This window comes from Promicromonospora sukumoe 327MFSha3.1 (genome assembly GCF_000385135.1).
Lineage (GTDB): Bacteria > Actinomycetota > Actinomycetes > Actinomycetales > Cellulomonadaceae > Promicromonospora > Promicromonospora sukumoe_B.
Map to the genome: position 1 here is coordinate 670,557 of NZ_ARQM01000011.1, position 13,049 is coordinate 683,605.

Genomic DNA, 13,049 nt, shown 5'->3' on the forward strand with positions numbered 1-13,049 from the left:
ATTGGGCATTCCGGATTTATTTCCGGAAGGCAGGCCTTTATCCCGGCTGCCCGAGTTGTGCCAGGTAGGAGGGTAATTTCCTCGTATCACAGGCACGAACTGCACGATTTATCTCTTGTCATAGACTCTCGACGCGCTCCGATCAATATTCATGCAATTCAGGGGAATTGGGGTGTGCGTGCTATCTAGCTACGGGCCTTCCGCGGCCATGTCGCCGACGACTTCGGAGGCAGGACAGAGCCAGGCGGGCGGCAGGGGGAGGGGCCACGTGGTCCACGGGCGGGACAGAGAACTGCGGGTCATCGGGCATTTCGCGACCGACCTGGACCCGACGGTCCTGGTCGTGCGCGGCCTGAGCGGCATCGGCAAGACGGCGACGGTCATCCGCGCGCTCAAGCAGGTCGGCGCGGGGTCGTCGGCGGTGCGCGTGGTCCGGCCGTGCTCGCCACGGCCCTCGGCGCACGACCTGGAGAACAGCAGGCGCATCGACCTGTCGGCCTGGTCCGTGCCCGACCACCTGGAGCACGACTCCGACTTCGACGCCGCGGGCTTCCTGCGCGCCGTCTCGGCCTGGGCGGGCGACGCCGGCACCGGGCCGCGTGTGCTCTTCGTCGACGACGTGGGCGTGCTCACCGCCGAGCGCGCACGCTGGCTGCAGCACCTGGCCGACGAGGCGTACGGGCAGGACTGGCGGGTGATCGCCGCCGTACGGAGCATCTCCGCCGAACCGCTCTCGGACGACGTCGAGGTGCTGGAGCTGGGCCCGCTGGACCGCGGCTCCCTGCGCCGCGTGCTCGACATGGAGCTGAGCGTCCCGGTCGCCGCCGACGTCGTGGAGCAGCTGCGCTGGTGGAGCGCGGGCAACCCTCGGATCGCCCTGGAGCTCGCCGGTGCGCTGAGCTCGGGCGAGCTGCGCGGGGACGCCGCCTGGTCCGGTCCCGAGGTCGTGGGCTCCGCTGCCCGGCGCGTCTACCGCGCGATGCTGGCGGGCCTCGACCCGGCCACCATGACCGCGCTCGCCGGCGCGCCGCTGGGCGCCGCGCCGCTCGGCGGGGCCGCCCTGGAGCGCCGGGACGCACGGTCCGCCGTGCGGCACCCGCTGCTGGCGCTGCTGTGCCGTGAGGCGCGCGGCGCGGAGGGGCACGCCGACGTGCGGGACGCACAGGTCGCCGAGCGCGACGTGACCGGCGCGCACGCGGCGGAGCACATCCTCGACGGGCTGCACCTCGACGAGCTGCCGGCCCGCGCCTGGGCCGTCGTGGCCGCGGCCCCCGAGCCGCGCCTCGCGGCGCGCGCCGTCGGCGTCTCGCTGCTGACCGGGCGCACCTGGATGGACCACCGCGACGGACCGCTGGTGCCCGACGGCGTCGGGCCGGAGTGGACCGACCACCTCTGGTGGCGCGACGCCGCCGAGATCCCCGCCGACGTGCGCGCCGCGGGCGCGCGCGTGGCGCTGACGCTGCTGCGGCTGGAGGGCACCGGCGAGCTGCCGGACCCCGGCGCGCTCCGCGCGGACCTTCGGCTGCTGGGGCCGACGCCCGGCCAGGACTGGGTGGGTGTCGAGATCCAGGTGCGTGCCCTGCTGATGCTGGGCGACGTCGTGGGCGCCCGCAGCCTGCTCGCCGACCACTCGGGCGCGGCGGCCCGGAGCACGGTCGCGGAGATCGTGGCCCGGGACCTCGCCGCGGCGCGGGTCGCGGCGTTCGACGGCCGCGCCGTCGATGTCCGGACCCACCTCGCGCACGCGGCCGAGCTGCGGCCCTCGGTGGACGAGTGGCTGCCCGCGCGCGGGCTGCGTGCGGCGGCCGACGCCGTCGTCGACGGCACCGCCCCGGCCAGCACGATGCCCGCCCAGGCGGGGAGCTGGTCGCCGCGGGCGCTGGGGGAGTACGCGGCCGACCTCGGCGCGGCCCACCTCGTGGTCGGACAGGCGGAGGGCGCGGTCGCGCTGCTGACCATCGCCCTGGAGCACTGTGCCTGGCCCTACCGCGGCCGCGTGCAGGTGCGCTGCGACCTGGTCGAAGCCGTCATGGCGTCCACGCCGCCCGGCCGGGTGGGACCCCGCGTCGAGCGGCTCCTCGAGGCGCCCGTGGCCCCCGAGGAGCGGTCGGCGGTCGACGTCGCCGCGGCCTGGTCCCGGCTGAGTGCCCTGCTGGCCGACGACGGCACGCCGTCACCCACCTTCGAGGCGGCGCTGCACGCGGCGCCCGTGCCCATGTCCCCCTGGCAGCGCGTGCGCATGCTGGTGGCCTACGGCCGGTACGCCGTGACACGCGGGGGCCGCGCGACGGGCACCGCGATGCTCGACGAGGCCCGGACGCTGGTCCGGCTCGCGGGTATGGCGGGCTGGCTGCGCGGGATCGACGTGTTCCTCGCCGAGACGGACGAGAGCGGCGCGGCCGGCCCCGAGTGGGAGGTGCTGGGCAGGCACGAGCGGGAGATGGTCCGGCTCGCGGTGCACGGCGCGACCAACTCCCAGATCGCCCAGGCCACGTTCGTGTCCGAGCGGACCGTCGTGAACCGGCTGCGGCAGGCCTACACGACCCTCGGCATCCGCGACCGGCGCGATCTGGTCCGGCTCGCGGAGACCCGGCCGCCCGCCTGGCTCGCCGGCGGGTAACTTCCGAGCGCAGATTTTTCACCCGCTCGCGCGGCTGTTTTTCACCCGGCATTCCGGACTTCTTTCGCTTCTCTCCGGCATTGTGCGTACGCCTGCTTTTGGCGCGCCTCGAATCGTCTCGAACGCAGTTGCGGTTGCGTTCGATTGCGTCAGCGCACGATTACCGCTCTGCCTGGCAGGCGGCTGAGAACCACTGTTCCCTGAGGGCCGGGAGCCGGTGCGCCTCATGCGACCGCCCCGAAGATCCGGACGTGATCACGTACCGATCCGGACGCTTTTTCTTAAGCGCGAATGTGGAGGAGTGAGTTCCGTTGAACCCAACGCAAGTACCGTCACGCCGTCGAAGGGGTGGCCTCGTACTGCGCCGATCTCTGGTGACGGTCGCGGCTTCGGCCCTTGTGGTTACCGCCACGGGTCTGCCGGCAGTCGCCGCCGTTGACAGCTACCCGGACGAGCCGTCGGAGGCCGCTGCGAGCGTCCTCGACTCGACGCTCTTCAAGAAGGCGCTGGCAGCAGCCGCCTACTCCGAGGCCGGCTCGGTCTCGAACGCAGGCCCGAACGAGGGCAACCTGAACGTCGAGCTGCTCGGCTCGGAGCTCGTTCACCTCGGTGACGTCGAGGTCCGCCTCGACGAGATCCTGGACTTCGGTCAGCTCGGTGCGCTCGCCAGCCGCAGCGAGGCCTCGGGTCCGCTCGACGCCCACGCGATCTCCGGCCTGGCCGGCGCCGACGGCGGCGTGACCCTGGACGGCGAGACCGACGACTTCGGCAAGGCGACCGTGGACGTCCTGTCCGTCGCGCGCCTGCTGGGCGTCGACGGCCTCACGGACCAGATCGTCGACCAGCTCCTGCTCGAGGCAGGCGCCGGCGCGGCCGAGGTCAAGGCCGAGGACGGCGTCATCCTGGACCAGGACGGCGTGGGTGGCCCCGGCCAGTACCGCGTCGCCGACCTGGACCTGACGCTGCACTCCCCGGTCATCGAGGACGCTGCCTCGTCGATCTACGACATCGGTGGCACCATCGACACCACCGTCGAGGACCTCGTCAACGAGAACCTGGACGAGAGCGCCCTGACCGGCCTCTTCGACGCGATCCCTGGCGTTCCGACGCCGTCGATCACCGTCGACAGCAACATGCAGGAGAACCTGTTCCAGTCCGTCGTGGGCGAGCCGATCACCTCGAAGAACCAGCTCATCACGATCGACCTGTCGACCGGCCAGCTCGAGGTGCACCTCGACAAGCTCGTGGACGGCCCGAACGAGGGTGGCATCAACGCGCTCGACCCGAACACCGAGCTCATCGACGACACGACCTACCCGCTGATCGCGGAGACCGTGCACGAGCTGATGGAGGACATCACCAACATCCTCATCGGCGCGATCGAGGACTCGCTGAACTCGGTGACGATCAACATCGCCTTCACCGACGAGAGCCCGCTGGGCAACCTCGACGTCTCGTGGTCGCTGCCGCTGGCAGACGCCGTGAACGGCAACTTCCCCGAGGCCGTGAACAACAGCACGGGCACGATGGCCCCGGTCGCCGAGCTCCTGGTCGGCACCATCAACACGGTGGGCCCGGCCCTGGCGCCGATCCTGGCCCCGGTCTACGACCTGCTGATCAGCGACGAGGGTGACAACATCTTCGACCTGCTGATCAACGACCTGAAGACCGACGCCATCACGAAGCCGCTCCGCGAGCTGCTCTCGCCGGTGTTCGACGTCCTGTCGCAGGTGCTGTCGATCACGATCAACCGCCAGGTCATGACCGAGGGCGTTGCCCCGACGTCGACCAAGGCCGCTGCTGCCGAGACCTCCTTCGAGCTGTCGGCGCTGAGCATCGCCCTGCTGCCGGCCAACGAGGTCGCACGCATCAACCTGGGCAACGCCGCCGTCCGCATCGGCGGCGACGACGGTGGCTCGGGCGAGATCGACCCGACCCTGACCGCCGTGCCGGCCTCGGTCGCGCCCGGTCAGTCGACCGTCGCGACCGGTGAGGGCTACACGCCGGACTCGACCGCGACCGTCCAGCTCACCGACCCCGAGGGCAACCCCGTGGGTGACGCGATCGCCGTCGACACCGACTCCGAGGGCGGCTTCAGCACCCCGGTGCCGGTCCCGTCCGACGCCGAGCTCGGTGACTACACGGTCGTCGGCACCGACGACACCACCGGTGAGGCCGCCGAGGCCCCGCTGGCAGTCGTCGCCGGTTCCGACATCTGCGCCATGGACCCGACCCTGACGGTCGAGCCCAACGCCGCCTACCCGGGCGACACCGTCTCCGTCGTGGGTCAGGGCTTCCCGGCCGGCGTGCCGGTCACGGTCCAGCTGCGCGACGCCGAGGGCAACCCGGTCGGCGACCCGATCACGGTCACCCCGGACGAGGCCTGCGGCTTCATCACCGACCTCACGGTTCCCGAGGACGCCGAGCCCGGCGACCACGTCGTGGGCGCGGAGCCGGAGGACGGCAGCGAGGGTGCCGAGGCACCCCTGGAGATCCTCGACCCGGGCACCAACAACCCGGGCGAGTGCACGGACCCGGCCATCACGGCCGACCCGACCATGGTCCGCGCGGGCGAAGAGGTGACCATCACCGGTACCGGCTTCCCGGCCGGCGCCAACGTCACCGTGCAGCTCCAGACCACCGACGGTGAGAAGATCGGCAAGCCGGTCACCGTGAAGGTGGACGAGGACTGCGGCTTCACCACCCCGATCACCGTCCCCGAGGACACCCCGCCGGGCGTCATCATCGTGGACGCGCAGCCGGACGACGGCAGCGAGGGCGCGCAGACGCCGATCGCCGTCATCGAGACGGTCGGTGGCGACGGGCGCGACCTGACGGCGCGCTTCGAGAACCCGACCGCCCAGCGGGGCGACGAGCAGACCTTCTACGCCTCGGGCTTCGAGCCCGGTGAGGTCGTCGTGGGCCTGATCAACTCGGAGAGCTTCGCGCTCCAGGCCCAGGAGGCCGACGCCGAGGGCAACGTCCAGTGGACGTTCACCGTCGACGAGCGGCTCGACCTGGGTGAGCACCAGGGCATCGCGGTCAGCACCGAGCAGGGCGACTCCGCGTCGGCCACGTTCGAGGTCGTCGCCGGCGCTGGTGGCAACGGTGACGGCGGTCTCGCCTCCACCGGTGCGAACGTCGGCATCCTGATCGGTGCGACGGTGCTGCTCCTCGGCGCCGGTGCGGTCATGATCAAGCGTCGCCGCGAGATCAGCCAGGCCTTCGCCACCGCGATGGGCCGCCTGTCCGACGACTCGCGTTCCGCCTGACGGACTGAGTCTCTGACGAAGCAGTAGACGGACGCAGCGGTCAGGCGTCCGAAGCAGACCGGCCCGGTGCGACCTCGTCGCACCGGGCCGGTCCTGTCAGGAAAGGGTCCGCAGGGGGCCGAGAGCTGAGCGAAGGAGAAGGAACCGTGCGCGAGGTGTCGTCGAAACGGAGGCTGGTCCCGACGATCGTCGCGGCGGCCGCCATCGTCTCGCTCGTCGTGGCCGCGATCATGGTGGTGGAGCAGGCCCTGCCCGCCGCGCCGAGCCCCCGCGACGAGGACTCGCGGGTGCAGGGCAGCGCGCACGTGAACTGCGCCGAGAACGAACCGCTCGCGCAGGAGCTGCTCAGCGGCTCCGTGTGGACCATGTGCTGGCGCGTCGACGCGAGCCGCGGCCTGGTCCTCGAGGACGTGCACTTCACGCCCGCCGGCGAAGAGCCGGTGCTGGTGCTCGCGGAGCTGTCCATCGGGCAGCTCGAGGTGCCGTACGACACCGGCCTGCGCAACACCGAGGACATCACCACCCAGGGCTTCGGCGGCAGCCACATCATGACCCTCACCGAGCCGGAGTGCCTCGGGGAGCGGCTCGAGACCTACGTGCCGAAGATCGGGGACGGCTCGATGGGCGGCGGCGGCCAGGACCGCGCCGTGCTCTGCCAGGAGGTGGTCGACGGCGGCATCGCCTACCGCAGCGGCGACACCACGGGGACCGAGGTGGCCCGGCGCACGGACCTGCGGCTCTCCACGATCTCGAAGGTGGGCTGGTACGAGTACGTGAGCCAGTACACGTTCGGCGGCGACGGCAGCATCCGGTCCGACCTGGGCGCGACCGGCGACCTGTCGCCCGAGGACTACGGGGACGACCCGGCCCACGGCTGGCCCGTCGGCCCCGGCGACACCGACTACGCCACCAGCCACTCGCACAATGCCGTCTGGCGGGTGCACTGGGCCCTCGGCGGCCGGGGCGGCCAGGTGGTCGAGCAGTACGACGCCGCGCCGACCGGCGAGGTGGGCCCGCGCGCGCCGCTCGTCGAGGGCGGCCTGACGCGCATCCCGCGCGAGGGCACCGCCAAGGCGGCGGACCGGCGCTGGTGGCGCGTGGTGAACCCAGAGGTCCTCAACGCGGACCAGCACCCGATCTCGTACCAGATCGAGCTGGGGGCGACGACGCCCTTCCAGCTCACGCAGGACCACAAGCACACGGGCGGCGCCGACGGCGGTGGCGACAGCGACGACGGCTACGCGCTCGCGTTCACCGAGGCCGACGACTGCCAGCTCTACGCCACGGCCAACAAGGACGGCTCCTGCGGCGCGGGCGTGCTCGACTTCGCGCAGGACGGGGCGGAGCTGTCCGACGTCGTCACATGGGTCGCCGTCGGCTTCCACCACGTGGCGCGCGACGAGGACCAGAGCCCCATGGAGATGCACTGGCAGGGCTTCACGCTCACGCCGCGGGACCTCACCGCGCAGCGCGTCGACCCGCCGCCGGCCCGCGAGGACGTCAACGGGAAGCCGGCCGACACCCACTGAGCAGTACGCGGCCGGGGGTGGCTACCTCAGGGCGGCGAGGAACGCGTCCTCGGCCGGGTAGTCGAACGAGCCGTCGAAGTACTCGTGCTGCAGGGTGCGCTGCTCCTGGGCTGTGCGGAGCAGCCAGTCGATGGCCTCGCCGACCGTCTCGGCGTAGCCGCCTGCCGGCCGATAGCCCAGAGCCTCGGCCGCTGACGTGTCCAGCACGATGGGGGACGCCGTGCTCCAGGGCGTGCGTCCGAGGCCCGTCGGTGCTGAACCGTCGAGCGGGACCTCGTCCCAGGAGTGCCCCAGGTGGTCGGCGACGGCTCGGGCGATGGCTCGGGCGCTCGGCGCATCCGGGTCGGCGCTGTTCAGGACTCGCGTCCCAGGTCGGTCCGCCACGGTCTCCACGAGTGCCGCCAGGTTGATCGCGGCCGTGGGGTGATCGACGCCGCGTCCGCCGTCGGCCAGGAGGACGACGCGACGGCCGTCGAGCACGCGCCGGACGAAGTACCACTCCCGTGCCGGCACGGCGCCCTCGCCGTGCACCTTGGACGCGCGGACCACCGTGACCGGATGGCCGGAGTCGAGGAGGACCCCCTCGGCCGCCACCTTGTTCGCCCCGTACCCGGCGGCCGAGTCGTAGGCCCCGCTCTCGTCCGGCGGTACGGTCGGCTGGTCCTCGCGCACAGGCCCTGTGAACCTCGGCTTCACCGGCGAGTTGACGTGGTTGCCGTCGGCGTCGACGTACACCGCCTTGCTGGAGATCATCACCGTCGACCCGACGTCGGCGAGCGTCGGGAGCAGGCCGCGCGCGTCCGCCGCCGTGAAGCAGAGACAGTCCACGAGCAGGTCGACGCCGTCCCCGACGAGCCCGGCGGTCGCGGCCGCGTCGGACCGGTCGGCGACGTGGTGCCGCGCGCCGGCCGAGGCAAGGTCCGCGGGAAGGCGTGCCGGGTCCCGTCCTGTCAGGTCGACCTGCCAGCCCGCTGCGACGAGCCGGCGTGCGACCGCCCGTCCGAGCACACCGGTACCACCGAGGACTACCGCTCTGCGCATCACCCGATCGTAGGTGCTGACCAGGCAGCTCAGGCCTTCCGGGCCTCCACGAGCGTGCGGCGGCTGTGGCAGACGAAGGACCCGTGCTCCGCGATGTGGTCGTACAGCGCACGCAGCTGGTCGCGGTACCTGTCCACCGTGAAGTCGGGGACCGTCCACAGGACCTTGCGCAGGAAGTGCACCACCGCGGCCAGGTCGAAGAATTCCACCCGGGTCCGCGCGTCCCGCAGGTCCACCACGTCCAGCCCGGCGTCGGTCACCCGGGCGCGCAGCCGGCCGGTGTACGCGTCGTCGTCGTTCGCCTGCGGGCCCATGAGGAACTCGTACAGCTCGCGGTTCGAGCCCCCGCCCACCTCCTGGACCAGGAGCGTGCCGCCGGGCGCCAGCACCCGCGCGGCCTCGCGGTACGGGAACGCGACCGGGTGGCGGCCCGTGACCAGATCGAACGTGTCGTCGTCGAACGGCAGCGCGCCGTCGCCGCCGTCGACCAGGCGCACCACGCCCCCGTAGGGGCGCAGCGCGGCCGAGGCGAGCGAGTGGTTCGGCGCCCACGCCTCCGTGGCGCGCACGACGTCCGGTACCCGCGCCGCCAGCCCCAGCGCCTCGGCGAAGACCTCGCCGCCGCCCGTGTCGACGTCGAGCACCGCGCCGGCGCGGCCCAGCCGCTCGCCGCACAGCCGGACGTAGCCCCACCCGGGGCGCTCCTCGGTGGCGCGGCCCGCGAACCAGGAGAAGTCCCAGCCGTCGGTGGGGACGGCCAGCGCCTCGGCCACCTGCTCGTCGAACGTCATGCCGCCGACGCTAACCGCGGACATCCCCCGGTCACCAGGAGATATCCCCCGACCGGGGGAGGGGCGGCGCACCCCGCGGACGGGAGCGTGGAGGCATACCGCACGACCGACCGAAGGGAACCGTCATGCCCCGCCTCACCCGCGCCACCCTGATCGGCGCCACCGTGGCCAGCGGCGTCACCGCGCTGCTCGGCCTCACCTGGCTGCTCGGGCTCTGGCCCAGCCCCTACACCGTCCCGGGCGCCGCGCTCCTGGCGGGCCTCGCCGGGCCCGACGCCGCCGTCGTCACGCATGTGGTCACGGCGCTGACCGCCGTCGCGGCCGGTATCGCGGCCCTCGCCGGAGCCCTTGGCACCCGGGGGCGGGTCGCGGCCGCCGTGCTCCAGCTCGTGGTGTTCGGCGTGGTGCTGCAGGGCACCGGGCCGCTGTCCACCATGGGCTACCTGGTCGCCATGGCGATGCCTCTCGCCGTGGTGGTCCTGCTGGTCCAGGTGGTGCGCCGGTACCCGGTGGCGCGCTGGACCGTCGGGGTGCCCGGCCTGGTGGTGCTCCTCGTGGGTGGCTTCCTGGCGCGCGACGCCCTGGGCGGCATCCTGCGCATGCTCGGTTCCGGGCTCGCGGAGCAGCGTGCCGGCCTGCTGCTGACCCTCCTCGTGCTCGTCACCGGCACCCTCTGGGCCGCGGTCGGCGTGCAGGCGCTGGCCGGCACGCCCGCCGTCGACCGCGCCACCGACTGGGTGGTGCGGCACCGGAAGGCCATCACGATCGTGGCTGCCACCGGACCGCTCCCGTACGCGCTGATCCGTCTCACCTGGCTCACGCCGTGGCCGCAGCTCGGGTTCGACCTGGACCTCTCCACCCGGATCTGGGGCCTGACCCTGTCCAGCGGCGCGTGGCTCGGGTTCTTCCTCACGCTCGGCCTGATCCGGCCGTGGGGCGAGATGTTCCCCCGCTGGATGCCCGGCCTCGCCGGACGCCGCGTACCGATCGCAGCGGCCGCCGTGCCCGGCGGGCTCATCGCCGTCACCCTGATCTTCTCGACGGTCCCCATGCTCGTGCTGTTCAGCGGGCAGGGCCTGGTCGAGGGAATCGTCGGCGCCATCGCCTTCCCGTGCTGGTACTGGGGCCCGGCCCTGGCGCTCGCCGTCTGGGGGTACGTGGCGCACCGGCTCCGGTCCGACGGCGGCAGCGGCGACGACGGCGACGGCGACGGCGGCGCGGACATCGCCCACCGGGCCGGCGCCGGTCGTCCCGCCGAGGCGCTCGCGGGCCGGTGGCTCCGCGACGACCTGCCCTGACCTGGCGAGCAGCCCCGACGACCGGAGAGGATGGCGGCATGCAGGCGACGACGCGGTACCTCGCCCGGCGCTTCGCCTGGCACATGCTGGGCGCCGCGATCGGGCTGGCGCTGGTGCTGCTCGTGTACGGCCTGCTGAACACCGCCACCGGCGGAGTCCCGGGCTGGGTGGTCGCGGCCACCGCCGTCGCGGCGGCGGTGGCCCTCGGCCTCGTCCCGGGCGCCCGGGAGCTCGAGGTCACGGCGGCCCGCGCGCTGCTCGACGTCGACGACGAGCTGGTGGTCCCCGCCGAACCCCGCCTCGCCCACCGGGCCCGGACCGCCGCCTGGGTGATGCTGCACCTGCTCACCGGCCTGGTCGTGGCGTCCTGCCTGTTCGCCCTGCTCCCGGCGGTCGTGCTGGTCGGCTTCGAGGCCGTCACCGGACGGTCGCTGAGCTCCGGGCTGGCGGTCCCGTCGGGCCCGGTCGAGGTGGCTCTCCGGCTGGCGGCGTGCGCCGCCGTCGGGCTGCTGGCGGTGACGGCGACCTGGCCGCTCGGCGTGGCGGCGTCCGCCCTCGCGGGGCGCGTGCTCGGGCCCACGCCGCACGACCGGCTGGAGACCGCCCTGGCCCGCGCCCGGCGCGAGGCCGAGCACACGCGTCTCGCCCGGGAGCTGCACGACGGCATCGGCCACGCCCTGACCGTGGTCAGCGTGCAGGCGGCGGCCGGACGGCGCGTCGTGGCGGCGAACCCGGAGGCGGCCGCGGACGCGCTCGCGGCCATCGAGGACACGGCCCGCTCGGCGCTCGCCGAGCTGGACCAGCTCCTGGCCGTCCTGCGGGACGACGCCGCCGACGCCGCACCCGCCGCGCTGGCCCCGGCCCTGGACGACGTCGTCGCGGCGCACCGCCGGGCCGGCCTCGACCTGGGCGCGCGGATCGACCTGCCGGCCGGGCTGCCCGCCCTGCTGAGCGGTACGGTGCAGCGCATCGTCACCGAGGCCCTGACCAACGCGCACCGGCACGGCGCGCCCGGCCCCGTGCGGCTCACCGTGGGCCTCTCCGGGGCCGACGACGACCGGGTGCTGATCGAGGTGGTCAACCCGGTCCGGAGCGGCACCCGGACCGGCCGGCGCCCGTCGGGCGGCCGCCCGTCCGGCGGGCGCGGCCTGGCCGGGATCCGGGAGCGGGTCGCGCTGTTCGGCGGCACCGCCGAGGCGGGGCCCGACGGCGACCGCTGGGTGCTCCGCGCGACCCTGCCCTGGACGCCCGCACCGACCGACCGGAAGGAACCCGATGCCTGACGCCCCCGTGCGGGTGCTCCTCGCCGACGACGAGCCCCTGGTCCGCAGCGGCCTGCGCCTCATCCTGGACGCCGAGCCCGACCTGGAGGTGGTGGGCGAGGCCGGCGACGGCGCGCGGGCGGTGGAGCTGGCCCGCAGCCTGCGGCCCGACGTCGTCTGCATGGACGTGCGGATGCCCGGCGTGGACGGCCTGCGCGCGACCGAGCTGGTGCTGCGGCTGCCGGAGCCACCCCGTGTGCTCGTGGTGACCACGTTCGAGCACGACGGCTACGTGCTCGACGCGCTCACCGCCGGGGCCTCGGGGTTCCTGCTCAAGCGCGCCGGGGCCGACGAGATGGTGCAGGCCGTGCGCACCGTCGCCGTCGGGCAGAGCCTGCTGTACCCACAGGCGCTGCGCGACCTGGTGCGCACGCGGCCGCGCGCGGCGTCGGGGGCTCCGGCCCTGACGCCGCGCGAGCGGGAGGTGCTGGCCCTGGTGGCGCAGGGCATGACCAACGCCGAGATCGCGACGGCGCTCGTGGTCGGCGTCGAGACGGTGCGCACGCACGTGGCGTCCGTGCTGGGCAAGCTGCGGGCGCGCGACCGGACGCAGGCCGTGGTGCTGGGCTACCGGGCGGGGCTGGTGGAGCTGTAGCCGGTCCGGCGCCGGATCCGGGTCGGTCCTGCTTCAGTCGCGGGGGAGGACCATCTCGATCTCGTCCGGGAACGGCGAGTAGTCCGAGGTCTTGCGGCGGCCCGTGCGGTGCCAGCCCAGGTGCTCGTAGAAGCCGATCGCCTGGTCGTTGTCGGCGAGGCACCACAGGCGCGGGTCGGCCATCTCGGCGACCGCCATGTCCATCGCGGCCCGGGCCAGGCCGCTGCCCCAGTGGGCGGGGTGCACCGCGAGGTGCCGCAGCAGCCGCTCGTCGTGGGCCACGAAGCAGGCCAGCCGGGGGTGGTCGGCGTCGTCGTCCAGGACGAGGACGCGGACCCCCGGCTCGGCGAGCGCGGCCTGCCACTTGGCCAGCACCTCGTCGGACGGGAACGGGTACATGCCCGGCGGGAAGATGTGGCCGAGCGCCGCGATCCCAGCGGCGCGCTCCACGTCCAGGAGCGCCTGCGCGTCCTCGGGCGTGGCCTGCCGGAACCGGTTGACGACCATTGCCCCAGCGTACGGCCCAGCCTCACCCGTGGCACCACCGCTGAGATTTGCGTCCGCGACCTGCGCCGGAGCGG

At 73.6% G+C, this 13,049-nt stretch carries 9 protein-coding genes; 6 read left to right on the plus strand and 3 right to left on the minus strand.

Annotation, left to right across the window (positions count from 1 at the left end; translation table 11 throughout):
• Positions 1 to 268 precede the first annotated feature (268 nt).
• From H291_RS30500 to H291_RS0116740, 3 genes are all read left to right on the plus strand, one after another.
• Complete coding sequence (locus tag H291_RS30500) at positions 269 to 2,620, plus strand: helix-turn-helix transcriptional regulator (protein WP_020016158.1); 2,352 nt, start codon at positions 269 to 271, stop codon at positions 2,618 to 2,620.
• Between the two features lie 398 nt (positions 2,621 to 3,018).
• Positions 3,019 to 5,892: a choice-of-anchor G family protein gene (locus H291_RS0116735; RefSeq protein ID WP_020016159.1), complete on the plus strand. Its 2,874-nt coding sequence runs from the start codon at positions 3,019 to 3,021 to the stop codon at positions 5,890 to 5,892.
• A 146-nt stretch (positions 5,893 to 6,038) separates the two neighbouring features.
• Positions 6,039 to 7,421: a copper amine oxidase gene (locus tag H291_RS0116740; protein WP_020016160.1), complete on the plus strand. Its 1,383-nt coding sequence runs from the start codon at positions 6,039 to 6,041 to the stop codon at positions 7,419 to 7,421.
• Positions 7,422 to 7,442: 21 nt separating this feature from the next.
• On the opposite strand, the gene H291_RS0116745 is transcribed toward H291_RS0116740, so the two are convergent.
• Together H291_RS0116745 and H291_RS0116750 are read right to left on the minus strand one after the other, a co-directional pair.
• On the minus strand, positions 7,443 to 8,462 hold the full coding sequence (locus H291_RS0116745) for an NAD-dependent epimerase/dehydratase family protein (RefSeq protein ID WP_033326963.1): 1,020 nt from the start codon (positions 8,460 to 8,462) through the stop codon (positions 7,443 to 7,445).
• A gap of 29 nt (positions 8,463 to 8,491) precedes the next feature.
• Positions 8,492 to 9,253, minus strand: coding sequence for a class I SAM-dependent methyltransferase (locus tag H291_RS0116750; RefSeq protein WP_020016162.1), 762 nt, complete (start codon positions 9,251 to 9,253; stop codon positions 8,492 to 8,494).
• A 125-nt stretch (positions 9,254 to 9,378) separates the two neighbouring features.
• Between H291_RS0116750 and H291_RS33830 the strand changes: the two genes are divergently transcribed.
• The 3 genes from H291_RS33830 to H291_RS0116765 are packed head-to-tail and all read left to right on the plus strand — an operon-like array spanning position 9,379 to position 12,468.
• Positions 9,379 to 10,551 (plus strand): hypothetical protein, encoded by a 1,173-nt coding sequence (locus tag H291_RS33830; RefSeq protein WP_026365840.1) that lies wholly within the window; start codon positions 9,379 to 9,381, stop codon positions 10,549 to 10,551.
• 38 nt (positions 10,552 to 10,589) lie between these two features.
• Positions 10,590 to 11,834: a sensor histidine kinase gene (locus tag H291_RS33835; protein ID WP_020665185.1), complete on the plus strand. Its 1,245-nt coding sequence runs from the start codon at positions 10,590 to 10,592 to the stop codon at positions 11,832 to 11,834.
• Positions 11,827 to 12,468 carry a response regulator gene (locus tag H291_RS0116765; protein WP_020016163.1) on the plus strand — a complete coding sequence of 214 codons (642 nt, stop codon included), beginning with the start codon at positions 11,827 to 11,829 and terminating at the stop codon, positions 12,466 to 12,468. The genes H291_RS33835 and H291_RS0116765 overlap by 8 nt, the downstream gene beginning before the upstream one ends.
• A 33-nt stretch (positions 12,469 to 12,501) precedes the next feature.
• On the opposite strand, the gene H291_RS32685 is transcribed toward H291_RS0116765, so the two are convergent.
• Positions 12,502 to 12,975, minus strand: a complete 474-nt coding sequence (locus tag H291_RS32685) for a GNAT family N-acetyltransferase (RefSeq protein ID WP_020016164.1) — start codon at positions 12,973 to 12,975, stop codon at positions 12,502 to 12,504.
• Between the last annotated feature and the right edge of the window lie 74 nt (positions 12,976 to 13,049).

Excerpts from the sequence above, each read along its gene's own strand:
- H291_RS0116765 (WP_020016163.1), top strand. The coding sequence starts at position 11,827 with ATGCCTGACGCCCCCGTGCGGGTGCTCCTCGCCGACGACGAGCCCCTG.
- H291_RS33830 (WP_026365840.1), top strand. The coding sequence starts at position 9,379 with ATGCCCCGCCTCACCCGCGCCACCCTGATCGGCGCCACCGTGGCCAGC.
- H291_RS32685 (WP_020016164.1), bottom strand. The coding sequence starts at position 12,975 with ATGGTCGTCAACCGGTTCCGGCAGGCCACGCCCGAGGACGCGCAGGCG.
- H291_RS0116750 (WP_020016162.1), bottom strand. The coding sequence starts at position 9,253 with ATGACGTTCGACGAGCAGGTGGCCGAGGCGCTGGCCGTCCCCACCGAC.
- H291_RS0116745 (WP_033326963.1), bottom strand. The coding sequence starts at position 8,462 with ATGCGCAGAGCGGTAGTCCTCGGTGGTACCGGTGTGCTCGGACGGGCG.
- H291_RS33835 (WP_020665185.1), top strand. The coding sequence starts at position 10,590 with ATGCAGGCGACGACGCGGTACCTCGCCCGGCGCTTCGCCTGGCACATG.